Annotated in this window: 26 protein-coding genes; 9 read left to right on the forward strand and 17 right to left on the reverse strand. The window is 68.8% G+C overall.

Going from position 1 to position 22,261, the window contains the following annotated elements; translation table 11 throughout:
- Positions 1-2: 2 nt before the first annotated feature.
- Entirely contained in the window at positions 3-749 is a 747-nt protein-coding gene (locus tag EHF32_RS07330; protein WP_443189869.1) for an L-ribulose-5-phosphate 4-epimerase, read from the reverse strand.
- A 139-nt stretch (positions 750-888) separates the two neighbouring features.
- The gene (locus EHF32_RS07335; RefSeq protein WP_137417570.1) at positions 889-1,905 is read right to left on the reverse strand and encodes a LacI family DNA-binding transcriptional regulator; all 1,017 of its coding nucleotides are present in this window, start codon (positions 1,903-1,905) and stop codon (positions 889-891) included.
- Positions 1,906-2,119: 214 nt separating this feature from the next.
- Between EHF32_RS07335 and EHF32_RS07340 the strand changes: the two genes are divergently transcribed.
- Positions 2,120-2,608: a hypothetical protein gene (locus EHF32_RS07340; protein WP_137417571.1), complete on the forward strand. Its 489-nt coding sequence runs from the start codon at positions 2,120-2,122 to the stop codon at positions 2,606-2,608.
- On the opposite strand, the gene EHF32_RS07345 is transcribed toward EHF32_RS07340, so the two are convergent.
- The gene (locus tag EHF32_RS07345; RefSeq protein ID WP_137417572.1) at positions 2,595-3,923 is read right to left on the reverse strand and encodes a M20/M25/M40 family metallo-hydrolase; all 1,329 of its coding nucleotides are present in this window, start codon (positions 3,921-3,923) and stop codon (positions 2,595-2,597) included. The genes EHF32_RS07340 and EHF32_RS07345 overlap by 14 nt on opposite strands.
- A gap of 41 nt (positions 3,924-3,964) precedes the next feature.
- Between EHF32_RS07345 and EHF32_RS07350 the strand changes: the two genes are divergently transcribed.
- Both EHF32_RS07350 and EHF32_RS07355 read left to right on the forward strand, forming a co-directional pair.
- Positions 3,965-4,963, forward strand: coding sequence for a Gfo/Idh/MocA family protein (locus EHF32_RS07350; RefSeq protein ID WP_137417573.1), 999 nt, complete (start codon positions 3,965-3,967; stop codon positions 4,961-4,963).
- Between the two features lies 1 nt (position 4,964).
- Positions 4,965-5,828, forward strand: a complete 864-nt coding sequence (locus tag EHF32_RS07355) for an NYN domain-containing protein (RefSeq protein WP_137417574.1) — start codon at positions 4,965-4,967, stop codon at positions 5,826-5,828.
- A 21-nt stretch (positions 5,829-5,849) separates the two neighbouring features.
- Here the strand turns inward: EHF32_RS07355 and EHF32_RS07360 are convergent, their stop codons facing one another.
- The 3 genes from EHF32_RS07360 to EHF32_RS07370 all read right to left on the reverse strand — a co-directional run bounded on the left by EHF32_RS07360 (position 5,850) and on the right by EHF32_RS07370 (position 9,702).
- Positions 5,850-6,239, reverse strand: coding sequence for a DoxX family protein (locus EHF32_RS07360; RefSeq protein ID WP_137417575.1), 390 nt, complete (start codon positions 6,237-6,239; stop codon positions 5,850-5,852).
- A 76-nt stretch (positions 6,240-6,315) separates the two neighbouring features.
- Positions 6,316-7,089, reverse strand: coding sequence for an LLM class flavin-dependent oxidoreductase (locus EHF32_RS07365; protein ID WP_137417576.1), 774 nt, complete (start codon positions 7,087-7,089; stop codon positions 6,316-6,318).
- Between the two features lie 72 nt (positions 7,090-7,161).
- A complete protein-coding gene (locus EHF32_RS07370; protein WP_137417577.1) occupies positions 7,162-9,702 on the reverse strand; it encodes an ATP-dependent Clp protease ATP-binding subunit in 2,541 nt (846 codons plus the stop codon).
- A 129-nt stretch (positions 9,703-9,831) separates the two neighbouring features.
- On the opposite strand from EHF32_RS07370, the gene EHF32_RS07375 reads away from it, so the two are divergent.
- Entirely contained in the window at positions 9,832-10,563 is a 732-nt protein-coding gene (locus EHF32_RS07375) for an EI24 domain-containing protein (RefSeq protein WP_238343824.1), read from the forward strand.
- A 79-nt stretch (positions 10,564-10,642) separates the two neighbouring features.
- Positions 10,643-10,801, forward strand: a complete 159-nt coding sequence (locus EHF32_RS15725) for a hypothetical protein (RefSeq protein WP_161594070.1) — start codon at positions 10,643-10,645, stop codon at positions 10,799-10,801.
- A 6-nt stretch (positions 10,802-10,807) separates the two neighbouring features.
- Here EHF32_RS15725 and EHF32_RS07380 read toward each other — a convergent pair whose 3' ends face one another.
- Together EHF32_RS07380 and EHF32_RS07385 are read right to left on the reverse strand one after the other, a co-directional pair.
- A complete protein-coding gene (locus EHF32_RS07380; protein WP_137417578.1) occupies positions 10,808-11,272 on the reverse strand; it encodes a DUF3817 domain-containing protein in 465 nt (154 codons plus the stop codon).
- Positions 11,273-11,337: 65 nt separating this feature from the next.
- Positions 11,338-11,799 (reverse strand): MarR family winged helix-turn-helix transcriptional regulator, encoded by a 462-nt coding sequence (locus EHF32_RS07385; RefSeq protein ID WP_137417579.1) that lies wholly within the window; start codon positions 11,797-11,799, stop codon positions 11,338-11,340.
- 49 nt (positions 11,800-11,848) lie between these two features.
- On the opposite strand from EHF32_RS07385, the gene EHF32_RS07390 reads away from it, so the two are divergent.
- A complete protein-coding gene (locus EHF32_RS07390; RefSeq protein ID WP_137417580.1) occupies positions 11,849-12,958 on the forward strand; it encodes a class I SAM-dependent methyltransferase in 1,110 nt (369 codons plus the stop codon).
- Between the two features lie 214 nt (positions 12,959-13,172).
- On the opposite strand, the gene acs is transcribed toward EHF32_RS07390, so the two are convergent.
- Complete coding sequence (gene acs, locus EHF32_RS07395) at positions 13,173-15,167, reverse strand: acetate--CoA ligase (protein WP_137417581.1); 1,995 nt, start codon at positions 15,165-15,167, stop codon at positions 13,173-13,175.
- 105 nt (positions 15,168-15,272) lie between these two features.
- On the opposite strand from acs, the gene EHF32_RS07400 reads away from it, so the two are divergent.
- A complete protein-coding gene (locus EHF32_RS07400; RefSeq protein WP_137417582.1) occupies positions 15,273-15,524 on the forward strand; it encodes a DUF4287 domain-containing protein in 252 nt (83 codons plus the stop codon).
- A gap of 6 nt (positions 15,525-15,530) precedes the next feature.
- On the opposite strand, the gene EHF32_RS16150 is transcribed toward EHF32_RS07400, so the two are convergent.
- From EHF32_RS16150 to EHF32_RS15730, 3 genes are all read right to left on the reverse strand, one after another.
- Positions 15,531-15,662, reverse strand: a complete 132-nt coding sequence (locus EHF32_RS16150; RefSeq protein WP_267955135.1) for a hypothetical protein — start codon at positions 15,660-15,662, stop codon at positions 15,531-15,533.
- A 2-nt stretch (positions 15,663-15,664) separates the two neighbouring features.
- Complete coding sequence (locus EHF32_RS15905; RefSeq protein WP_192900706.1) at positions 15,665-15,805, reverse strand: hypothetical protein; 141 nt, start codon at positions 15,803-15,805, stop codon at positions 15,665-15,667.
- 65 nt (positions 15,806-15,870) lie between these two features.
- Positions 15,871-16,035, reverse strand: coding sequence for a hypothetical protein (locus EHF32_RS15730; protein ID WP_161594071.1), 165 nt, complete (start codon positions 16,033-16,035; stop codon positions 15,871-15,873).
- Between the two features lie 162 nt (positions 16,036-16,197).
- Between EHF32_RS15730 and EHF32_RS07410 the strand changes: the two genes are divergently transcribed.
- A complete protein-coding gene (locus tag EHF32_RS07410) occupies positions 16,198-16,533 on the forward strand; it encodes a UBP-type zinc finger domain-containing protein (RefSeq protein WP_137417584.1) in 336 nt (111 codons plus the stop codon).
- A 52-nt stretch (positions 16,534-16,585) separates the two neighbouring features.
- Here the strand turns inward: EHF32_RS07410 and EHF32_RS07415 are convergent, their stop codons facing one another.
- Positions 16,586-17,437 (reverse strand): MmyB family transcriptional regulator, encoded by an 852-nt coding sequence (locus tag EHF32_RS07415; RefSeq protein ID WP_137417585.1) that lies wholly within the window; start codon positions 17,435-17,437, stop codon positions 16,586-16,588.
- Between the two features lie 120 nt (positions 17,438-17,557).
- Here EHF32_RS07415 and EHF32_RS07420 point away from each other — a divergent pair, with 120 nt between their 5' ends.
- Positions 17,558-18,187, forward strand: coding sequence for a sugar O-acetyltransferase (locus tag EHF32_RS07420; protein ID WP_137417586.1), 630 nt, complete (start codon positions 17,558-17,560; stop codon positions 18,185-18,187).
- A gap of 69 nt (positions 18,188-18,256) precedes the next feature.
- Here EHF32_RS07420 and EHF32_RS16155 read toward each other — a convergent pair whose 3' ends face one another.
- The 4 genes from EHF32_RS16155 to nrdI form a co-directional block, all read right to left on the reverse strand.
- Positions 18,257-18,391 (reverse strand): hypothetical protein, encoded by a 135-nt coding sequence (locus EHF32_RS16155; protein ID WP_272949065.1) that lies wholly within the window; start codon positions 18,389-18,391, stop codon positions 18,257-18,259.
- 213 nt (positions 18,392-18,604) lie between these two features.
- Positions 18,605-19,582, reverse strand: coding sequence for a class 1b ribonucleoside-diphosphate reductase subunit beta (nrdF, locus tag EHF32_RS07425; protein WP_137417587.1), 978 nt, complete (start codon positions 19,580-19,582; stop codon positions 18,605-18,607).
- Between the two features lie 61 nt (positions 19,583-19,643).
- Entirely contained in the window at positions 19,644-21,800 is a 2,157-nt protein-coding gene (gene nrdE, locus EHF32_RS07430; protein ID WP_137417588.1) for a class 1b ribonucleoside-diphosphate reductase subunit alpha, read from the reverse strand.
- Complete coding sequence (gene nrdI, locus EHF32_RS07435) at positions 21,782-22,261, reverse strand: class Ib ribonucleoside-diphosphate reductase assembly flavoprotein NrdI (protein WP_137417589.1); 480 nt, start codon at positions 22,259-22,261, stop codon at positions 21,782-21,784. The genes nrdE and nrdI overlap by 19 nt, the downstream gene beginning before the upstream one ends.

Raw genomic sequence — 22,261 nt, forward strand, 5'->3', positions numbered from 1 at the left:
CTTCAGGCGGCCGAACGAGGAGTCCGGTGCGCTTCGCCGTGCTGGCCGTAGACGTGCTGGTAGCGCTCGTAGAGGCGATCGATCACCTGTTCCGGCAGCGGCGTGAGCGAACCGCGCTGGGCGGCGATGTGCACGGTGCGGGCGACGTCCTCGAGCATGACCGCGGCCTTGACCGCATCCCGTGCCGTGGCGCCGATCGTGAATGGGCCGTGCCCGGCCATCAGGACCGCCGGCGAGCGGTGATCGGTGAGCGTGTCCACGATGCCTCGGCCGATCGAGTCGTCGCCGATGATCGCGAACGGCCCGACCGGGATCGGACCGCCGAACTCGTCGGCCATCGCGGTGATGACGCAGGGAATCTCTTCGCCGCGTGCGGCCCAGGCCGTCGCGTAGTCGGAGTGCGTGTGCACGATGCCGCCCACGGCGGGCATGTTCCGATAGACGTATGCGTGCGCCGCCGTGTCGCTGGAGGGCTGCCGGTCGCTGCCGGGGGTGTCTTCCACGACCCTGCCGTCGAGGTCGCAGAGGATCATGTTCTCGGGCGCCAGATCGTCGTACGAGACCCCCGAGGGCTTGATCACGAACAGGTCCGCCCCCGGCACACGCTCCGAGATGTTGCCGCCGGTCCACACGACCAGCCCGTTGCGCACGAGCTCGCTGTGAAGGGCTGCGACCTCGGCGCGCACGCGAGCGATCACGACCTCGGTCTTCACCCCCGTGGCGTAGCCCTCGCCTCGAGCGGCATCGATTGCGGACACGCGTCGACTCCTTCGTCTCTCGAAACCCCGTTGTGACGATCGATGTGACCGTTCACATTGCTGCGCAAGTGTAACGCCACGGATCGGCTTCCTGTCAACCCGCTGAGAGATCTCGGGTTGATAACGCCCGTCAGATCGGGCTGACCGGCCCGGAGGAGCCCCGGACGATGAGTTCCGGCACGATGGGCGCGACGACCGCATCCGAGCCGTCCGCCGGGCCCAGCAGGATGTCGACGCAGCGCCGGCCGAGGTCGGCGAAGTCCTGGCGGACCGTGGTCAACGGCGGCCAGAAGTGCGCGGATTCGGGGATGTCGTCGAAGCCCACGACGCTGATGTCCCCCGGGACGTCGAGGCCCTCGTCGCGGATCGCATGCAACAGCCCCAGAGCCATCTGGTCGTTCGAGGCGAACACCGCGGTGAAGTCCCGCACGCGCAGCAGCTCCCGGCCCGCGTAGTAGCCGAACTCCGCGGTCCAGTCGCCGAGGATGGGGGCGGTGGTGGGCACGTCGTTCGCGCTCATCTCCTCGAGGAAGCCCCGCATCCGGGCCTCCGCCTCGATCCAGTCCTGTGGCCCCGCGAGGTGGTAGATCCAGCGATGGCCGAGCTGGATCAGATGGCGCGTGGCGAGGCGGGCACCTGCGATCTGGTCGACGGACAGCGCGTGCTGCGGGTCGAGCTCGGTGGACTGCAGCGTGACGTACGGCACGTCGAGGTGCTGCTCGGCGAGCGCGCGGAAGACGCGGACCTGCGGCGCGATGACGACGAGACCTTCGACGGACTGCGCCATCAGATGCGCGATGCCGTCGGGGATCGAATCGGGGTCATGGGGCGAGATGTTCGCGGTGCTCACCCAGTAGCCGCGCTCGCGGGCGGCGGACTCGATGGCGGCGATGCTGGAGGCCGGTCCGTACTGCGTGCTGGACGCGGACAGGATCCCGATGGTCTGTGAGCGGCTGGTCACCAGCGCCCGTGCGGCTCGATTGGGCCGGTACTGCACCTGCGCCATCACGGCGAGGACTCGCTCGCGCGTCTCCGGCCGGATGCTCGGATGGTTGTTGATCACCCGTGAGACGGTCTGATGGGAGACCTCCGCCAAGCGCGCGACATCGCGGATACTGGGCCGTCGCCCCGTCGCATCGTCGCTCATTGGATCTCCCGGGCCGTGCGCACGGTCACACGCCCGTTGCCATTATGCACGCCATGCCCGCGGCCGCCCGCTTCCTGCGGCCGTGTGACAGTCACATTGGAGGCATCGAACAACTTCCCGGTGCAGGCCGAGGCGCACGGTCTACTGTGGATCCATGGCGGATTTCCTCGGACGTCTCCCCCTGAGTAACAGGGAGCGCCGGGACGAGTCCGCCGTGAGCGGGGACCGACGCGCGGCCATCGCCGATGCGCTCGATGAGGCTGCGCGTCTGCTCGCCGAATCCGCGTCCGACGACGCGGAGCACTGCGCCAGGGCGCGCCGGTTCCTCGAGGAGGCCGGCCTCGGAACGGGCGCTGCGGGGGGCAACCCCGACGAGCTCCGGGCCCTCGCGGTGGCCGTCCGCCAGGGACGCAAGCGCAGCATCCGCATGCTCACCCGCGTCGTCCGGGCGCTTCTGGTGCTCGGCGACGCGCTCGCCGTCGCCCCGCGTGTCGATGCCGGGGTGACGGGAGCCGTCGCGCTTTACGCCGCGACGACCGCACCGTTCGATCGACGCGCGGCACTGCGCGGCCACACCGTCCGCGCGAGCGACGAGGAATGGGAGTTCGGGCGCGGCCCCGTGATCACCGACACCGGCCGCGCCATCCTGCGGTTCGTCCTGGCACTCGACGATGTGGCGCCGCGCCCTCTCAGCTCCCGGTGATGAGGTCCCGGTAGAAGCCGATCCCCCGCAGCCACACCTCGACGCGGATGCGCTCGTTGTGCGCGTGCAGCGCCTCGCGCTCGGCGCGGGTGAGGTGGAAGGGCGTGAAGCGGTAGACGTTGTCGCAGATCCCCGTGAACCAGCGGCTGTCGCTCGCACCCAACTGGATGTAGGGCGTCGCCACGATCTCGCTGCCCAGCGACGAGTCGATCGCGCGCGCGATGCGACGCCACGGCTCACCACGCCACGGTGAGATGGGTGAGGGCTCGCTCGCCGCGCGGACCTCGATCTCGATCGTCTCGTCGGCGATGACGCGGCGGATCCGCGCGACGGCGGATGCGGCCGTGTCACCGGTGAGCAGGCGCACGTTGATCGCGGCACGCGCCGTCGCGGCCAGCACGTTCTCCCCCGGCGCACCCTCGAGCTCGGTCGCCACCGCGGTCGTGCGCACCAGGGCGTTCGTCTCGGGGCCCAGCCGCGCCAGCACACCGGCGATCAGCGGGCCCGTGAACGCGAGGGAGCGCAAGGCTGTGCCGAGAGGCCTCGGCGCGTGCGGTGCGAGCGTGCGGAGCATCGCGCGCACCGGAGGCACGAGCCGCACGGGGAACGGATGCCGGGCCAGCCGGTCGACGGCACGTGCCAGCCGCGCCGTCGCCGGACGCGCCGGCGGCGTGGATGCGTGACCCCCCTGCTCGCGCGCGGTGAGCCAGACCGTCATCGTGCCGCGCTCGGCGACGCCGATCATCGCCGTCGGACGCGCGATCCCCGGGAGCACCCCGTCGACGACGGCACCGCCCTCGTCGACCACGAGCGCCGGCCGCACACCGCGCGTGCGCAGCGCCTCCGCGATCGCGCGCGCTCCGTCGCCTGCGGTCTCCTCGTTGTGCCCGAAGGCGAGGTACACGTCGTGCTCGGGCACGACTTCGCGCATCAGCAGTTCTTCGACGGCCTCCAGGATGGCCACGAGCGCGCCCTTGTCATCGATCGCTCCCCGCGCGTAGACCGCCTGGTCGGCTCCGTCACCGACGAGCTCGGCACCGAACGGATCCCGATCCCAGTCCTCCTCGACCACGGGGACGACATCTTGATGCGCCATGAGCACGACCGGTCGCTCCGACGAACGCCCCGGCCATCGGAAGAGGAGTGCATGACCGGCGACGAGCTCCCGCTGCAGCCGAGCGTGCACAAGGGGATACAGGCGCTCGAGCGTGGCGTGGAACTCGTCGAACGCCGCCGTGTCGACCCGCGACTCGTCCGCGTAGGAGACCGTCGCGATCCTCAGGAGTTCCCGCAGTCTGTCCAGTGCCGTCGCCACGAGCCGAGCCTACTGCCGTACCCCTTGGGTACGGTGGTCGCATGACCACTGTCTCGAGTTCTCGCCTGCGTTGGGGCATCCTCGCCACCGGCAACATCGCCCACACGTTCACGAGCGATCTGCGCACTGCGGGCCTCGACGTCCGAGCGGTCGGCTCGCGTTCACTCGAAAGCGCCCAGCGCTTCGCCGCGGAGTTCGACATCCCCCATGCGCACGGCGACTACGCCTCGCTTCTGGCCGACGACGAGATCGACATCGTCTACATCGCGACCCCGCATCCCGCTCATGCCGAGAACGCGCTGGAGGCCCTCGCAGCGGGCAAGCACGTGCTCGTCGAGAAGCCGTTCACCCTGACCGGCGACGAGGCCGAGCGCGTGCGCGTCGCGGCGGAGGAAGCAGGGCTCCTGGCCATGGAGGCCATGTGGACCCGGTACCTGCCGCACATGATGCGCATCCAGGAGCTGCTCGCCGCCGGTGCGCTGGGCGAGGTGCGCGCCGTGACGGCGGATCACACCCAGTTCATCTCGACCGATCCTGCCCACCGCCTGAACGCGCTGGAGCTCGGCGGGGGCGCCCTGCTCGATCTCGGCATCTACCCGCTGTCGTTCGCCTGGGACGTGCTGGGGGCGCCCGTGCGCCTCACGGCGAGCGGGCGGCTGGGTGAGACGGGCGCCGACATCGATGTCGCAACCCTCGCCTCCTACACGAACGGCGCGCTGGCGACCACCTTCTCCTCTGCCCAGGGCATCGGGCCGAACCGCGCCGCGATCATCGGCACCGATGCCCGCATCGAGATCGACCCGACCTGGTACAACGCGACGGGCTTCACGCTCACGAACCGCTCCGGCGATGTCGTCGAGACGTTCCGTTGCCCGGATGCCGGACGCGGCATGCAGTACCAGGCGCTTGCGGCCGAGCAGATCATCGCGGACGGTCGCCGGGACAGTGATCGCCTGCCCATCGCCGAGACGGTCGCGATCATGAGACAGCTCGACGACATCCGCGCGCAGATCGGCGTGCGCTACCCGAGCGAGGGCTGACATGGCGGATCTGTCGACGAGCCGCGTGGCCGTCTATCTGGACTTCGACAACATCGTCATGAGCTGGTACGACCGCGTACACGGCCGCAACGCCTATTCGCGCGACCGGTCGCGTATCGCCGAGCAGCCGCACGATCCGGAGATCACCGAGAAGCTGGCACGCGCGACGGTCGATGTGGGCGCGATCATCGACTACGCCGCATCCTTCGGCACGCTCGTGCTGACACGCGCCTACGCCGACTGGTCGTCGCCGGTCAACGCCGAGTACCGGTCGCAGCTGGTGGCGCGCGCGGTCGACCTCGTGCAGCTGTTCCCCGCGGCCGCCTACGCCAAGAACGGCGCCGACATCCGACTCGCGGTCGACACCGTGGAGGACATGTTCCGCCTGCCGGATCTGACGCACGTCGTGATCGTCGCGGGCGACTCGGATTACGTGCCCCTCGCGCAGCGGTGCAAGCGTCTCGGGCGCTTCGTCGTGGGCGTGGGAGTGGCCGGCTCCACCGCCAAATCGCTCGCGGCCGCCTGCGACCGCTTCGACGCCTACGACTCGCTGCCCGGCGTGCAGGTCCCCGAACCCGCGAAGAAGGATGCGGCCTCGAACGCTCCCCGCTCACGCAAGCGGTCCGTGGATCCCGCGGCCGATCTGCTCGAGCGCGCGCTGCGCCTGGAGAACGACAAGGACCCGTCGCAGTGGCAGCACGCGTCCGCCGTCAAGAGCCTGATCACCCGCCTCGATTCCTCGTTCAGCGAGAAGGCTCTGGGCCACCGCAGCTTCACCGAGTTCGTCGCCGCGCATCCTGACATCGCCGAGATGGACGAGACCGACAACATCGTCCGGATGCGGCTGGTCGAAGCCAAGCGCTGACAGGCCGCATCCGGCTCGCCTTCAGTCGCGAGGGGCGCGCGTGCTCCACAGCGCCCAGGCGACGAGCGCGGGCTGGAAGAAGAGTCGGACCAGTCGCTTGACGTCGGTGTCGAGCCCGAAGCCGTCGCGACGGTGGGTGAACTGGGCCCAGTTGCCCGGAAGCACCGCGATGAAGAACGCTGCCAGCAGGGCACCCATGCGCCGGCGCTGCGATGGCAATGCCACCAGTGCCGTGCCGAGGGCGATCTCCACCGCGCCCGACGCGAGCACGACCGCATCCTCGTCGAGGGGCGTGGCGTCCACGACCCAGTCGGGCACCTGCGCGCGGAACTCCTTTCGCGCCCAGAACAGGTGGCTGACACCGGCGAACACCATGGCGGCGCCCAGCGCCCACCGTGCGAAAGTCCTCATGCTCTGATTCCACCTCGCTTCGAGACGTCTGTCGAGCCCCACGCGGTCGTTGCGCTTGCGTGCTCGGACATCGCGCTCATGACGCGTTCGCGTCGATCAGCGCCGCCGCCGTCCGGATGAAGTCGAGATAATGCTCGGGGTCGTCCCGTTCGACGATCACCCGGAGGACGACCTCGTCGACCGCTGCGCGGTACGCCGTCACGCGCTCCGCGTCGTCGAGGGAGCTGATCACCGTGTCGCGCGCGCTGAATCCGAGGCGCGCGAAGTTGGCGGCGTAGGCGGGGTAGCCGGCATACGCATCGGCCTCGGCGAGCAGCCGCGGCAACGCCGCCGCATCGAGCGCCGTTCTCACGTAGAGGATGGTGCGACTGTCCGGCTCGCGCTGCGCTGCGGCGGCATCGGGGGTCAACCAATTGAGCAGCTGGCCGTCGGCGACCGATGTCGCGAGCCGGCGCATCCGCGGGCCGAGGGCGCCCACGACGACCTGCGCTCCGGGCACGCCCGCGCGCAGGGCCTCGATCCCCCGCTCCACGAGCGCCAGCTGATGCGAGGGCGCGGACCCGGAGCCGATGCCCACGGTGAGCCTGCCTGCCGGCAGGTCCGCGGCCTGCAGCGCGGCGACGAGCGAGTCCGGCTCCCGTCGATCCAGCGGCACGACCCCGGTGGCGAGCCCGATCCGATCCGTGACCGTCGCCGCGGCGGCGAGCGCCGCCACCGCGTCGCCGCTCGGAGTGTCGTTCACCCAGAGCGTGGCGAAGCCGGCCTCCTCGGCGGCGGGGGCCAGGGCAGCGACGAGATCGGGCCCGAGGGCCCCTGCCAGTCCGAGCGAGAGCGAAGCGGGAAGCACCATCCCTTCACCCTGCCGCGTGCATACGAGGACCGCCACCCCTTGCGCACGGCAGGGGGTGGCGGTCTGTTCGGATCAGGCGGCGACGGCGCTGCGGACCACGGCCGCAGCCACCGGCCGACCGTCGACGACGTCGATGCGCACGGCACCCTGATCGCTCAGTTCGCCGGAGACGAGCAGGTCGGCGATACGGTCGTCGATCTCCCGCTGGATGAGCCGGCGCAGCGGTCGCGCGCCGTACTCGGGCTCGTAGCCGTGCTCGGCCAGCCAGTCCACGACCGCTTCGGTCGCCTCGAACGAGATCTCCCGCCGCGCCAGCCGGGTTGCGCTCTGCTCCAGGAGGAGGGACACGATGCTGCGAAGCTGCGCCTTCTCGAGCTTGCGGAACAGCACGATCTCGTCAATGCGGTTCAGGAACTCGGGCCGCATCGCCTCGCGAAGCTTGCCCATGACACGCGCGCGCAGCTCGCTCTCGTCGCCGAAGCCCGTCGCCCCGCCGCCGTCGGCGATGAACCCGATCGCGCCGGAGCGCGATGCGAGGAACTCGCTGCCGATGTTCGAGGTCATGATGACGACGGTGTTGCGGAAGTCGACCGTGCGGCCCTGGCCGTCGGTCAGCCGGCCGTCGTCGAGCACCTGCAGCAGCAGGTTGAACACGTCGGGATGCGCCTTCTCGATCTCGTCGAACAACACCACCGAGTACGGTGCGCGACGCACCCGCTCGGTCAGCTGACCCGCCTCGTCGTATCCGACGTATCCGGGAGGGGCCCCCACGAGACGGGAAACCGTGTGGCGCTCGCCGAACTCGCTCATGTCGAAGCGGATCACGGCGTTCTCGTCCTCGAAGAGTGAGGATGCGAGGGTCTTCGCCAGCTCCGTCTTGCCCACACCCGTGGGTCCGAGGAAGAGGAACGACCCCACCGGGCGGCGGCTGTCGCCCATACCGGTGCGGTTGCGCCGGACCGCCGTCGCGACGGCGGCGACCGCCGCATCCTGACCGATCACCCGGGCGTGCAGCTCGGACTCGAGTCCTGCCAGCCGCCCGCGCTCGCTCTCCGTCAGACGCGACACCGGGATGCCCGTGCTGCGGCTGATGACGGCGGCGATGTGCTCGGCATCCACGACCTGCTCGCCGCGCACCGCGTCGCGACGTGTCGCCTCGTCGATGCGGCGCTGTACATCGGCGATCTCGTCGCGCAGACGCATCGCGTCCTCGTAGCGCTCCGCCGCCACCGCTGCGTTCTTGTCCGCCTCGAGCGTGGCCAGCTGCGCCATCAGCTCGGACACGTCGACCGCGACGCCCAGCCGCAGCCGGAGTCGCGCCCCGGCCTGGTCGATGAGGTCGATCGCCTTGTCCGGCAGGACGCGGTCGCTCAGGTAACGGTCGCTGAGCTCGACAGCGGCACGCAACGCGTCGTCGGTGTAGGTGATGGCGTGGTGCTGCTCGTAGGCGGGGCGCAGCCCGTGCAGGATCCGCACCGCATCCTCGACCGAGGGCTCCCCCACCTTCACCGGCTGGAACCGACGCTCCAGCGCCGGGTCCTTCTCGATGGTGCGGTACTCGGCGAGCGTGGTCGCGCCCACCAGGTGCAGGTCGCCACGAGCGAGGCGGGGCTTGAGGATGTTGCCGGCATCCATCGCGCCGTCGCTGCCGGCGCCCGCGCCGACGACGGTGTGCACCTCGTCGATGAAGACGATGAGCTCGCCCTTGCGTTCTGCGATCTCCGTCATCGTCGCGGTCAGGCGCTCCTCGAAGTCGCCGCGGTAGCGGGCGCCCGCGAGCATCGCGGGAAGATCCAAGGAGACGACGCGGCTGCCGCGCAGTTGCTCGGGCACATCACCCGCGACGATCGCCTGGGCGAGCCCCTCGACGATCGCGGTCTTTCCGACACCGGCCTCGCCGATGAGCACGGGGTTGTTCTTCGTGCGACGGCTCAGGATCTCGATGGTCTGCTCGATCTCGTCCGCTCGGCCGATCACCGGGTCGAGCTCCCCCGCCTCGGCGAGGGAGGTGAGGTCGCGCCCGTAGCGCTCCAGCATGGTGGCGGGCTCGGATGCGGCCGCCTGCTCCGGAGCGCGATCGCCACCGGTCACGGTCTCGCGCACGCTCTGCGTGAGCGCCTCCGCCGTCACGCCGGCGCGCGCGAGGATCTGACCGGCGGGCGTGTCCTGCGCCAGCACCAGCGCGAAGAAGAGGTGCTCCGGGTCGATGTAGGTCGAGCCGGAGGAACGCGCGACCTGGAACGCGTGGAAGAGGGCGCGCTGAACCGACGTCGTCACCACCGCGCTGTCGACATCGGCCACGTCGGCGCTGGCCGGCAGACGCTGCTCCGACTCGCGGACGATGCTCTCGGGATCGACACCGAGTCGGGCGATCGCGTCGCGGACCTGGTCGACGCGCACGATCTCGCGGAGCACGTGCAACGCATCCAGCTCGTGCTGGCCACGCGCGAGGGCGAAACGCCCCGCATCCTGCAGCGTCTCCTGCGTGCGGGCGCTGAGGTAGCGCGACAGATCGATCGACCGCGCCGCGCGTCCGCGCTCACCTGCGAGGTAGCGCGAGAGGAAGTCGTCGAAGGCGTCGCGGCCCTCGTCGGGGGTGAAATCTTCAGGCATCTGTTCTCCTGATCGGGTTCGGGGTGCCGCTCTGCAAAACGGAGTTGAGCGTCGACACATCAACTTCAACACGGGAGAGGCGACGATATTCCCACTACGCTCGACCCAGCGCGGCGGTGAGGAGAACGAGTGAACGAGGTGCTCCACGGCGCACGCCTGCTGCTCGGCGGATTCGGGTGGTTCATGCGGCGCCCAGGCCTGATGCTCCTCGGACTCCTGCCCGCGCTCATCGTGAGCGCAGTCCTCTCGGTGGCCCTCGTCGCTCTCGCGACGACCCTGGCCCCGCTCACGGATGCGGTCACGCCGTTCGCCGACGATTGGCCGGCGGTCTGGACCATCGCGTTGCGCGTCGCGCTCGGCGTCGCGGTCTTCGCCGGCGCGCTTCTGCTGGCCGCGACGACCTTCACCGCGCTGACCCTGATCGTGGGCGAACCGTTCTACGACCGGATCTGGCGCAGCGTCGAGATCGCCGATTCGGGCGCCGTGCCCGAGCACGATCCCGGCTGGCGGGCAGCGTTGGCCGATGCGACCGGTCTCATCGTGCGCGGCGCACTCGCGGCCGCGCTCGCGTTCGCGCTCGGTTTCATCCCCCTGGTCGGCGGCGTGGTCGGCGCAGTGACCGGCGTCGTGCTCTCGGGGTGGATCCTCGCGGACGAGCTCTCCGGCCGCGCGCTGACGGCGCGCGGCGTCGATCGCCGCACTCGGCGCCGCTTGCTGCGACAAGCCCGCGGCCGGGCGCTCGGCTTCGGCATCATGACGCAGCTGTGCTTCCTCGTCCCGCTCGGCGCTGTGTTCACGATGCCCGCGGCCGTGGTGGGCGCCACCCGCCTCGCGGCGAGCGTGAGGCCGACCGAGGAGTGATCCCGCTCAGGGACGCGGATGCGGTCGGTCCGCACGCAGGCGACCCGGTACTCTGGAGGGAGTCTTCCGAAGGAGTGCCATGTACATCGTGTCCCTGCTGCTGTTCCTGCTCGGGATGTTCGCGTTCGGCATCTCGTTCTCGGTGCCCGGTTTCCAGGCCGTCATCTTCGTCGCCGGCATCCTGCTGATCTCGGCCGCGATGGCGCTGCCGATCCACGTGCGGGCCCGCGCGAAGTAGGTCCGCTCAGGCCCGACCGCCGGGAGGGCCGATCACGAGCAGCACGGTGAAGGCCGCGGCCACGGCGGCGGCGATCACGACGGCCGACAGAACCGGCCGACGCAGCACGGAGCGCAGCACACGGTCGTGCCATGCCGCATCCCGCGGGTCGGAGCCGGCCTGCATCCGCCATTCACCACTCAGCCGACCGGTTCGCGACAGCCACAGCTCGATGGGCAGTGTCGCGTAGGGCACGACCGCACTGACCAGCGCCAGAGCGGTCACGGCACCGCCCCACCGCTGGTTCTTGGCCACGAGGATCACCGTCGCGCCGTACGACAGGAAGATGAACCCGTGGATGCCGCCGCCGATCGTCACGGCAGGCGCGAAACCGGTCACGGCCCGCACGATGAGCCCGCCGATGAGCAGGGTCCACGAGATCATCTCGGCGATGGCGAGGGTGCGGAAGAGGGCGTAGGGCGTGCGGAACACGGGAGACTCCGGGGCTCGGTCGACGCGCTCGGGTCGGCGCTGCCCGCAGCCTAGACCGGAAATCTTCAGTCTTGCTGAAGGATCTCTCCGAACGGCTGCTCGTGCAGTCCCTGCAGTGCGGAGGAGAGAGCGGGGACGCCCGCACCGAACACCTCGTCGAGCGCTGCGAGACGCGCATCCGCCTCGGCGAGAGCCGCCGCGCCCTTCGTCGTCACACGCAGATCGGATGCGGCGCCCGCATGCGCGGTGGCGTCCTCGACCAACCCCTCGCCGGCGAGCGTCTTGACGGCGGTGTGCGCCGTCTGCACCGTGATCTGGGAGCGACGGGCGAGTTCGGAGAACGAGATGCCCGGGGTCGCCTGCACGTGCGCGAGAAGACCGTACTTGCGGGTCGTGAGACCGAGGTCCTTCAGCGCCGCGTTCAGACGCGTATCCCAGACGGCGGACACCGTCAGAAGCGCGATGACCGGACTGAACGGCGGGCGCTGCCCTGCGGGCTGCGGCGCCCCGTGCGTCTTGTCGGCCATCTGACCATCGTATCCGTCGACACTCTGCGGCGGCCGGTAGCGTGAAGGGATGGAATTCCGGTTCGACGTGCTGCGACGCTGGCCAGACGTCGAGTCGCCCGATCTCGTCGCGGTCGATGCCGCCGACCGGCTCCTGCTCGACGAATCCTCCGCCTGGCGCACCTCGATGAGCGCGGATGACATCGTGGTCGTCGGCGACGAGTACGGCGCGCTCGCGTTGGGCGCGACGGCCGCCTCTTCCGGCGTCGTACGGGTGCATCAGGACGCGCTCACCGGCGAGCAGGCCCTGGCGGTCAACGCGCACCGACTGGGCCTCACGGACCGCTACCGGCCGATGGAGCTGACCGGCGCGCTCGTGGCGGGCGCCCGACTCGTCCTGCTCCGACTCCCCCGCTCCCTCGACGCGTTGGAGGATGTCGCCGCCCTGATCGCCGCGCACGCAGCACCGGATGTCGTCGTGTTCGCCGGCGGACGTATCAAGCACATGTCGACGGCGATGAACGATGTCTTCCGCCGCTTCTTCGGCACGCTCGACGTCACGCACGCTCGCCAGAAGTCCCGCGTACTGGTCGCCCGCGACCCTCTTGCCGGACACGACCCCGAGCCGCGGCGCGCGGTCCACGACGGCATCACAGTCTGCGCGTACGGCGGCGCGTTCGCGGGAACGGCGATCGACATCGGCACCCGGTTCCTGCTGGCGCACCTTCCCGCGCGCCTTCCCGAGGGCGGCCCTCTCGTCGACCTCGCGTGCGGAACGGGCGTGGTCGCCGCATCCCTCGCGCTGCGCCATCCCGACCGCGCCGTCTACGCCTCCGATCGCTCCGCGGCAGCGGTCGCATCGGCGCGGGCGACGGCCGAGGCGAACGGCGTGGCCGACCGCATCCGCGTCGTGCGGGACGATCGCCTCACCGCGCTCCCGGACTCCAGCGTGTCCTTCATCGCCCTGAACCCGCCGTTCCACTCCGGCGCCGCCGTCACGACCGACCTCGCCGCGCCTCTGTTCCAGGATGCGGCGCGGGCGCTCCGCTCCGGCGGTGAGCTGTGGACGGTGTGGAACTCAGCCCTGCGCTACCGCCCGACCCTCCAGCGTCTCGTCGGCCCGACGCGGCAGGTCGCCCGCAACGCGAAGTTCACCGTCACGGTCTCCACCCGCCCCTGACGTCGGCCTCCCGCGGCCCCGGCCTTCTTCGCCTTCTCGGTTCACCTGTCACAGATCGCAGCGACAGCGCCGATCTGTGACAGGGGAATAGTCGCCTTCTCGGCGCGCCTGTCACAGATCGCAGCGCCAGCGGCAATCTGTGACAGGCGAACCGGGGTTCGGGCGCGCTCAGCAACCCGGCAGGATGCTGCGCAGGACCGGCTCCGGCAACCGGTCAGCGACCGAGGGACTCGCGAACGATCTCCGCGATCCGCGGCGGCACGGTGTCGTCCTGCAACGACGTCGTGTCACCCAGCGGCCGTCCGTCGACGAGGTCCACGAGCAGGCGGCGCATGATCTTGCCACTGCGCGTCTTCGGAAGATCGGGCACCGTGAAGACGTACGTCGGCTGTGCGACGGGCCCGATCGCGGTTCGCACGTGCCGGCGGAGCGCCGCCGCATCCTCTGCATTGGTGACGAAGGCGGCGATCGCCTGCCCGGTGACGTCATCGGCGACGCCCACGACCGCGGCCTCCCCCACGGCGGGATGCGCGACGAGTGCGGACTCGATCTCGATCGTCGAGAGCCGGTGGCCCGAAACGTTGATCACGTCGTCCACGCGGCCCAACACCCAGAGGTCGCCGTCGGCGTCGAGCTTCGCGCCGTCGCCGGCGAGGAAGTACCCCTGCGCGGCGAAACGCTTCCAGTACGAGTCCCGGTACCGTTCGGGGTTGCCCCAGACCGTGCGCGACATCCCCGGCCAGGTGCCGTCGACGACGAGCAGTCCGCCGCCACCCGGCCCCACATCCGCACCCTCGGCGTCGACGACGCGGACACGCAGACCCGGCAGCGCCGTGAGCGCCGATCCGGGCTTGAGCGTGGAGACGCCCGGCAGCGGGGCGGCGATCGCGCCGCCGGTCTCCGATTGCCACCACGTGTCGACGATCGGCGTCTCGCCCCGGCCGAGGTGGCGATGGAACCAGATCCACGCCTCGGGGTTGATCGCCTCGCCCACCGTGCCAAGCAGCCGCAGCGAGGAGAGCTCGTAGCGGGCGGGCGGGCCGTCGGGGAATCTGCTCATGAGCGATCGGATGAGGGTGGGCGCCGTGTAGTACGTCGTCACCGCATACCGTTCGAGGATCTGAAAGTGCCGCTCCCAGTCCGGGGTGTTGGGCGTGCCCTCGTAGAGGACGCTCGTGACGCCGTTGAGCAGGGGCCCGTACGTCTCGTAGCTGTGCGCGGTGACCCAGGCGAGGTCGGCGGTGCACCAGTACACGTCGGTCTCGGGCTTCGCGTCGAACACCGCCCAGTACGTCCACGCCACATGCGTCAGCCACCCGCCGGTCGTGTGCACCAGCCCCTTGGGTTTGCCGGTGGTTCCGCTCGTGTAGATGATGAACAGCGGCGTCTCCGCGTCGAAGAACTCCGGCTCGTGCGTGTCCGGGGCGACGTCGACCGTCTCATGCCACCACAGGTCGCGACCCTCGGTCCAGGCGACCTCGTCGCCGGTGCGGCGGATGACGAGCACGTGCTCGATCGAGGCGACACCGGCGACCGCCGCATCCGCTTGATGCTTGACGGGCACGGCGGCTCCGCGGCGGAACTGGCCGTCGGTGGTGACGAGGAGCTTCGCGCCGGTGTCCTCGACGCGGAAGCGCACAGCCTCCGCGGAGAACCCGCCGAACACGAGCGAATGGATGGCGCCGATCCGCGCCACGGCGAGCTGGATGATCACCGTCTCCACCAGCACCGGGAGATAGACCACGACCCGATCGCCCTTGCCGATTCCCATCGCGGTCAGCGCGTTCGCGGCCTTCGCCACCTCGCGCTGCAGTTCGGCGTACGTGATCGTGCGCCGGTCACCGGGTTCACCCTCGAAGTGGAAGGCGACCCGGTCGCCGTGCCCGGCGGCCACGTGCCGGTCCACCGCGTTGACCGAGGCGTTCAGGCGGCCGCCGACGAACCACTCTGCGGATGGGATGCTCTCGCCGTCCGTGGGCTCCCAGCGATGAGCGGTGTGCCAGGGCTCTGCCCAGTCGAGGATCTCGGACCGGTGCGCCCAGAACGTCTCGGGGTCCCGATCCGCACGCTCGATCCACTCGCGACGGATCCACTCCTCGGTCACGTTCGCGCGCTCCGCGAAGTCGACCGGCGGCGCGAAAGTGCGGCGCTCCTCGAGCAGGCTGCGGATGGTGTCGTCGTGCGCGGATGCGGTGGTGGGCGTGCTCATGCGTCTTCCGGGTCGGTGGGGGAATCCCAGCATCCCGCGCGCCGTGCGACCGGCAAATTCGGGTGACGCTTCGTGACGCCGCGAACCGGGGCCTACGCTGAGCGCATGACTGCGAAGCGCGTCGTTGCCCCGCCGATGGTGCCGGGCAGCACACCGAAGGGCCCGGCGTCCTACTTCCCGAGCATCGAGAAGACCTACGGCCGTCCGATGCAGGAGTGGCTGGACATCGTCGTGGCGCGACTGACGGCGGGCGAGACCCACATGACCGTCGTGTCGGGGCTCAAGAGCACTCACGCGATGGGGCACGGCCACGCCAACGCGATCGTCGCCTACGCGAAGGCCGAACTCGCGAAGTAGCGGCTCTCAGGAGTCTTCGCCACTGCCGTCGAGGACGGACTCCGCACCGTCCGACTGGGGGTCGTCGGGCTCCGCCGCCGTGGTCGTGTCAGGCTCGGGGCCGGGAGTGACGCCTGGCCGCTCGTCGGGATTCGACATCGTCAGCCTCCAGAGGGATTGTCGACGGGCGCACCGTCGTCGTCGGTCGTGATGTCCTCGCCGGCGTCCTGCTCGACGGGCGAGATCCCGGGTGCGGTGTCCTCATCGTCCGGACCGTGATGGTTCTGCTTGTCGTTGCTCATACGTCCCAGTACACGCGTGTCGGTGCGCCAGGCCGACGGGGTTGACACCCCACACTCCGCGTTCGTCAGTCGCGAGGATCGCTCGGTCGTACCGGCGCATCCTCCGCGATGTCGATGCGGGTCACGCCGTCGTGCTCCGACACGACGATGCGGGGCTTCGCATCCTCCTCCGTGGCGTGGGGCGCGCTCGTCAGTTGGTCGTGCCGCTTCTCTTCGTCACTCATTCCCATGCGGGCACTGTACGAGGTACGGCTCGGGAGAGCTCGGGGCTTGACGCGAGCGCGCGATCAGCCAGGACGGCAGACGAACAGTTCCTCGTCAGGCGTCCGAGCCGGCCTCCTGCGCACGGCGTAGCGTGGCGGGAGATCAGACACCACGGATCGGAGCAGGGCATGACGGACACGCCGCCGCCGAGCGGAACCGGATGCGTGGAGTGCCTCGCATCCGGTTCCTGGTGGCTGCATCTGCGCCGCTGCACCACCTGCGGACATGTCGGATGCTGCGAGGTCTCGCCGAATCATCATGCCCAGCGGCACTTCGAGCTCACCGGGCACCGGTTCGTGCAGAGCTTCGAGCCCCATGAGGAGTGGTGGTGGGATTACGTCGAGGAGCAGGAAGTCGACGGCGTCGTGCTCCCTGGTCCGTCGAGCCACCCCCCGGCCCAGAGTGTTCCCGGCCCGTCCGGTCACGTACCGGCGAACTGGGAGTCGATCATCTTCGACGAGTGAACGCCCTGTCTGATCACGGTCGGGTCGCCAGCTCGTCGTCCGATGCGGGCGCTCAGACGTCGTGCGCGTCGCCGGGCGGCCGAAGGGCGTCGGAGACGCGACGGAAGAAGGCATCCGCGGTGGATCCCGGCACGGCATCGAAGACGGTGACCATGTGCCCCTGGAGCTCCGGAACGAAGAAGTCTCGTACCGAGATCGAGAGCTGGCCGATCCCCTCGATCGTCGCGGTGATCTCCGAGGGACGCGGCAGGGTGACCTCCTGCAGACCCCAGAAGCGGAGGAAGTCCGCATCCGCGCTCAACCGGCGCAGGATGGCGCCGTAGCGTGCGGATGTCTCGTCACCGGAGTACCGGAAGAGCGCGACGGCGTCACGCGCCTGCGACTCCCAGGTCTCGAGTCGTCCCCGCCCCGAGGCGTTGAAGGTCTCCTCGAGGACATTGGTGCCGGGCCTGAACCGCCCGTCGGTGATCGCCACCATGAGGTCGTTCGCGACCACGACGTCGAGATTCGCGTCGGAGATATAGGCCGGAATACCCGGCCACCACCTCAGGATCGCCTCGATCTCGGCGCGCGGGCGCTCGAAGGCCGCCACCCTGCGGGGTGTCGCATGCCCGGCGAGCCGGTGTAGGTAGTCGGACTCCGCGGCGCTCAACCGCAACGCGCGCGCGAGTCCGGCCAGCACCTGCATGGACGGAGCGCTGCCACGGCCCTGTTCGAGTCGTAGGTAGTACTCACTGCTGACGCCCGCGAGGGTCGCGACCTCGTCGCGACGCAGGCCCGGCACGCGCCGGCCGATCTGACGTTCCACCCCCACCTGTTCGGGTTGGCGCTCCTCTCGTCGCGCCCGGAGGAATCCGCCCAGCGTCGTGCGCAGGGCGGACTCGGTGCGCGACGATCCATCCATCGGAATCAAACTTAACTCGATGTGTTCGCGGAAACATCGTCCGCGGGGAGGCGACCGCAGCGCGTTGACGGGGCACGCCCCCATCGATATGTTGTGCTTAACAACATATGAGGAGACGGCATGACCCCGGCACTGCAGGAAGCGCTCGATGACCTGGCCCGGTGGGCGGAAGACGACGACGATCTGCGCGCGCTTCTGGCGCACGACTGGCTTCGCTACCGGACTTCACCAGCCCTGCAGAAGCTGACGCGGGATGCGCACGCCGCGTGCGCACGATTCAACCTGCTGTACGACACCGCGCCCGACGAGGCGCGCGCCCTGTTCGCCGAGCTCGTGCCCGGCGCCGGCACGGGCATCGACGTGCGCCCTCCCATCATGATCGACTACGGCGCCAGACTGACGATCGGCGATCGTACATTCATCAACGCGGACTTCATGGTCATCGGCGGGGGCGCTGTCACGATCGGCGCGGACTGCCTCATCGGCCCGCGCTGCAGCATCTATACCCCGAACCACGCCGAGGACATCGAACGGCGCCTCGCCGGGTGGGAACTCCCCCTACCCGTGACCATCGGCTCCAACGTCTGGCTCGGCGGGTCGGTGACGCTCACCCCGGGCGTGACGATCGGCGACAACAGCATCATCGGAGCGGGCTCCGTCGTCACCCACGACATCCCCGCGAACATGCTCGCCGCCGGCAACCCCGCGCGGGTGCTTCGCCCCATCCGCGCGTCGGAGGACTCCGCCTGAGCCGCCCACGACGCGCCGGGAACGCAGAAGGGGCGGACGGCGAGCGTCCACCCCTTCCCGGCCCGTCGATCAGCGACCGACATCCTTGCGCGGCTTGAGGAAGAGCTCCGGCTCGCGCTTCTCGCGCTTCGCTGCTCGCTTCTCCTTGATCGACAGCTGCGGGGCCTTCTTGGCACCTCGCGTGTTCGGCGTCTTCTTGGACATGTGGACTCGCTTCCCCTCGATGGCTGGCGGATGACCTTCGACCATAGCCCGGTTCTCGAGGAAGTCAAATTACCGCTGGCCGGGACTTTTTTCGTTGAGACGATGCGCGTGGAGACTCGCCCGGACGACGACGAGGCCCCCGGCAGACCGCCCGAAAAGGGCGACCGACCGGGGGCCTCGTCAGTGCGGTGGAACCGCGAACCTACGCGGGGCTCAGAAGTCCCAGTCCTCGTCCTCGGTGGCCTCGGCCTTGCCGATGACGTAGGAGGAGCCCGACCCGCTGAAGAAGTCGTGGTTCTCGTCCGCGTTGGGCGAGAGCGCCGACAGGATCGCCGGGTTCACGTTCGTGACCGTCGAGGGGAACATGGCCTCGAACCCGAGGTTCATGAGCGCCTTGTTGGCGTTGTAGTGCAGGAACTTCTTGACGTCTTCGGTGAGGCCGACGGCGTCGTAGAGGTCCTGCGTGTACTGCACCTCGTTGTCGTAGAGCTCGTAGAGCAGCGAGAACGTGTAGTCCTTGATCTCGTCGCGCTCGGCCTGGGTGATCAGCTCCATGCCCTTCTGGAACTTGTAGCCGATGTAGTAACCGTGCACGGCCTCGTCGCGGATGATGAGGCGGATGATGTCGGCCGTGTTCGTGAGCTTCGCCTTGGCCGACCAGTGCAGCGGCAGGTAGAAGCCCGAGTAGAACAGGAACGACTCGAGCAGGGTCGAGGCCACCTTGCGCTTGAGGGGCTCGTCGCCACGGTAGTAGTCCATGACGATGTGGGCCTTCTTCTGAAGGTTCTCGTTCTCCACCGACCACCGGAACGCGTCGTCGATCTCGGGCGTCGACGCGAGGGTCGAGAAGATCGACGAGTAGCTCTTGGCGTGCACCGACTCCATGAACGCGATGTTGGTGTACACCGCCTCCTCGTGCGGGGTCAACGCATCCGGGATGAGCGAGACCGCGCCGACCGTGCCCTGGATCGTGTCGAGCAGGGTGAGGCCGGTGAACACGCGCATCGTGAGCGTCTGCTCGTCGGGCGTCAGCGTGTTCCACGACTGGATGTCGTTGGACAGCGGCACCTTCTCGGGCAGCCAGAAGTTGTTCACGAGGCGGTTCCACACCTCGAGGTCCTTGTCGTCCTGGATGCGGTTCCAGTTGATCGCCTGGACGTGGTCGATCAGCTTCAGCTTCTCGGGGGTCATGTCGGTGTCCTTGCAGAGATCGGTCGTTGAGCGAGCGGAGCGAGTCGAGACGCGATGCGCGTCACAGCATGCAGCTGACGCACTCGGACATGTCGGTGCCCTCGAGCGCCATCTGCCGCAAGCGGATGTAGTAGATCGTCTTGATGCCCTTGCGCCATGCGTAGATCTGCGCCTTGTTGATGTCGCGCGTGGTGGCGGTGTCCTTGAAGAAGAGCGTCAACGACAGGCCCTGGTCGACGTGCTGGGTCGCGGCGGCGTACGTGTCGATGACCTTCTCGTAGCCGATCTCGTACGCGTCCTGGTAGTACTCCAGGTTGTCGTTCGTCATGAACGGCGCCGGGTAGTAGACGCGGCCGAGCTTGCCTTCCTTGCGGATCTCGATCTTCGACGCGATCGGGTGGATCGACGACGTCGAGTTGTTGATGTACGAGATCGAACCGGTCGGCGGAACCGCCTGCAGGTTCTGGTTGTAGATGCCGTGCTTCTGGATCGACGCCTTCAGCTCCGCCCAGTCGCCCTGGGTGGGGATGTGGTGTCCGGCGAACAGTTCCTTGACCTTCTCCGTCTGCGGCACCCACTCCTGCTCGAGGTACTTGTCGAAGAACGCGCCCGATGCGTACGTCGAGTCCTCGAAGCCGTCGAACGCGTGGCCGCGCTCGATCGCGAGCGCGTTGGAGGCGCGCAGCGCGTGGAACAGCACCGTGTAGAAGTAGATGTTCGTGAAGTCCAGGCCCTCTTCGGAGCCGTAGTGCACGTGCTCGCGCGCCAGGTATCCGTGCAGGTTCATCTGGCCCAGGCCGATCGCGTGGGACCGGTCGTTGCCGTCCTCGATCGAGCGGACCGAGCGGATGTGGCTCTGGTCGCTGACCGCACTCAGCGCGCGGATCGCGGCTTCGACCGTCTCACCCAGATCGCCGCCGTCCATCGCCAGGGCGATGTTCATCGAGCCCAGGTTGCAGGAGATGTCCTTGCCGATCTGGTCGTACGAGAGGTCCTCGTTGAACGTGGTCGGCGTGTTCACCTGCAGGATCTCGCTGCAGAGGTTGGACATGTTGATGCGACCCTTGATCGGGTTCGCCCGGTTCACCGTGTCCTCGAACATGATGTACGGGTAGCCCGACTCGAACTGGATCTCTGCGAGCGTCTGGAAGAAGTCGCGCGCGTTGATCTTGGTCTTCTTGATGCGCGGGTCGTCGACCATCTCGCGGTACTTCTCGGTGACCGAGATGTCGCCGAAGGGGACGCCGTAGACCTTCTCCACGTCGTACGGCGAGAACAGGTACATGTCCTCGCCGTTCTTGGCGAGCTCGAAGGTGATGTCGGGAACGACGACACCGAGCGAGAGCGTCTTGATGCGGATCTTCTCGTCGGCGTTCTCACGCTTCGTGTCGAGGAAGCGCATGATGTCGGGGTGGTGCGCCGAGAGGTAGACGGCACCGGCGCCCTGACGCGCACCGAGCTGGTTGGCGTAGCTGAAGCTGTCTTCGAGCAGCTTCATGACGGGGATGATGCCGCTGGACTGGTTCTCGATCTGCTTGATCGGTGCACCCGACTCGCGGATGTTGGACAGCAGCAGCGCCACGCCGCCACCGCGCTTGGAAAGCTGCAGCGCGGAGTTGATGCCGCGGGCGATCGACTCCATGTTGTCTTCGATGCGCAGCAGGAAGCACGAGACAAGCTCACCGCGCTGCGCTTTGCCCGCGTTGAGGAAGGTGGGGGTGGCCGGCTGGAAGCGACCGGAGATGATCTCGTCGACCAGCTGGACGGCGAGCTTCTGGTCGCCGTCGGCGAGCGCGAGGGCGGTCATGACGACGCGGTCCTCGAAGCGCTCGAGGTAGCGCTTGCCGTCGAACGTCTTCAGTGTGTAGCTCGTGTAGTACTTGAAGGCGCCGAGGAAGGTCTCGAAGCGGAACTTCTTGCCGTAGGCACGGTCGTTGAGCTCCTGGATGAACTCGTGCGGGTACTTCGCGAGCACACCGGGCTCGTAGTACTCCTTCTCGACCAGGTAGTCGAGACGCTCCTTGAGCGAGTGGAAGAACACCGTGTTCTGGTTCACGTGCTGCAGGAAGTACTCCCGCGCGGCACGCTTGTCGGCGTCGAACTGGATCTGCCCGTTCGCGTCGTACAGATTGAGCATCGCGTTGAGGGCGTGATAGTCCAGTCCCTCGAAACGCGCCTCGGTCTTGAAGCTCAAGTCCTTCAGTGCTGCTTCCACCATCGTTCCAATCCTTCGCCGATGCGCTCGACGTCCTCTGGCGTGCCGAACAATTCGAACCGATCCAAGTGCGGCACACGACACTTTCGGCTGATGATCTCTCCGGCGAGCCCGTAGTGCTCACCGAAGTTGGTGTTGCCCGCGGCGATCACGCCGCGAAGCCGGGATCGGTTGGCCTCGTCGTTGAGGAACCGGATCACCTGCTTGGGAACCGCTCCCCGCTCCTCGCCCCTTCCCTGACCGCCCCCGTAGGTGGGGGTGATCAGGACGAAGGGTTCGTCGATGAGAGGGGTCGGATCCGTGGGCCGCAAGGGGATCCGCACGGCCCGCATCCCGAGCTTCTCGATGAAACGCGCGGTGTTACCCGAGACGCTCGAGAAGTAGACGAGGAGCGGAGCCGACGGTGCGGGCTCACGGAGGGAGTGGGCAACCGCGCCGACCTGGTCTGCGACAGCGGTTGCCAT

This window comes from Microbacterium sp. RG1 (assembly GCF_005347485.1).
Classification (GTDB): Bacteria; Actinomycetota; Actinomycetes; order Actinomycetales; family Microbacteriaceae; genus Microbacterium; species Microbacterium binotii_A.

Coding starts and splice junctions, on each gene's coding strand:
- EHF32_RS07335 (WP_137417570.1), bottom strand. CDS start 1,905: ATGAGCGACGATGCGACGGGGCGACGGCCCAGTATCCGCGATGTCGCG.
- EHF32_RS07350 (WP_137417573.1), top strand. CDS start 3,965: ATGACCACTGTCTCGAGTTCTCGCCTGCGTTGGGGCATCCTCGCCACC.
- EHF32_RS07355 (WP_137417574.1), top strand. CDS start 4,965: ATGGCGGATCTGTCGACGAGCCGCGTGGCCGTCTATCTGGACTTCGAC.
- EHF32_RS07360 (WP_137417575.1), bottom strand. CDS start 6,239: ATGAGGACTTTCGCACGGTGGGCGCTGGGCGCCGCCATGGTGTTCGCC.
- EHF32_RS07365 (WP_137417576.1), bottom strand. CDS start 7,089: ATGGTGCTTCCCGCTTCGCTCTCGCTCGGACTGGCAGGGGCCCTCGGG.
- EHF32_RS07370 (WP_137417577.1), bottom strand. CDS start 9,702: ATGCCTGAAGATTTCACCCCCGACGAGGGCCGCGACGCCTTCGACGAC.
- EHF32_RS15725 (WP_161594070.1), top strand. CDS start 10,643: ATGTACATCGTGTCCCTGCTGCTGTTCCTGCTCGGGATGTTCGCGTTC.
- EHF32_RS07385 (WP_137417579.1), bottom strand. CDS start 11,799: ATGGCCGACAAGACGCACGGGGCGCCGCAGCCCGCAGGGCAGCGCCCG.
- EHF32_RS07390 (WP_137417580.1), top strand. CDS start 11,849: ATGGAATTCCGGTTCGACGTGCTGCGACGCTGGCCAGACGTCGAGTCG.
- acs (WP_137417581.1), bottom strand. CDS start 15,167: ATGAGCACGCCCACCACCGCATCCGCGCACGACGACACCATCCGCAGC.
- EHF32_RS07400 (WP_137417582.1), top strand. CDS start 15,273: ATGACTGCGAAGCGCGTCGTTGCCCCGCCGATGGTGCCGGGCAGCACA.
- EHF32_RS16150 (WP_267955135.1), bottom strand. CDS start 15,662: ATGTCGAATCCCGACGAGCGGCCAGGCGTCACTCCCGGCCCCGAGCCT.
- EHF32_RS15905 (WP_192900706.1), bottom strand. CDS start 15,805: ATGAGCAACGACAAGCAGAACCATCACGGTCCGGACGATGAGGACACC.
- EHF32_RS15730 (WP_161594071.1), bottom strand. CDS start 16,035: ATGGGAATGAGTGACGAAGAGAAGCGGCACGACCAACTGACGAGCGCG.
- EHF32_RS07410 (WP_137417584.1), top strand. CDS start 16,198: ATGACGGACACGCCGCCGCCGAGCGGAACCGGATGCGTGGAGTGCCTC.
- EHF32_RS07415 (WP_137417585.1), bottom strand. CDS start 17,437: ATGGATGGATCGTCGCGCACCGAGTCCGCCCTGCGCACGACGCTGGGC.
- EHF32_RS07420 (WP_137417586.1), top strand. CDS start 17,558: ATGACCCCGGCACTGCAGGAAGCGCTCGATGACCTGGCCCGGTGGGCG.
- EHF32_RS16155 (WP_272949065.1), bottom strand. CDS start 18,391: ATGTCCAAGAAGACGCCGAACACGCGAGGTGCCAAGAAGGCCCCGCAG.
- nrdF (WP_137417587.1), bottom strand. CDS start 19,582: ATGACCCCCGAGAAGCTGAAGCTGATCGACCACGTCCAGGCGATCAAC.
- nrdE (WP_137417588.1), bottom strand. CDS start 21,800: ATGGTGGAAGCAGCACTGAAGGACTTGAGCTTCAAGACCGAGGCGCGT.
- nrdI (WP_137417589.1), bottom strand. CDS start 22,261: ATGGCAACCGCTGTCGCAGACCAGGTCGGCGCGGTTGCCCACTCCCTC.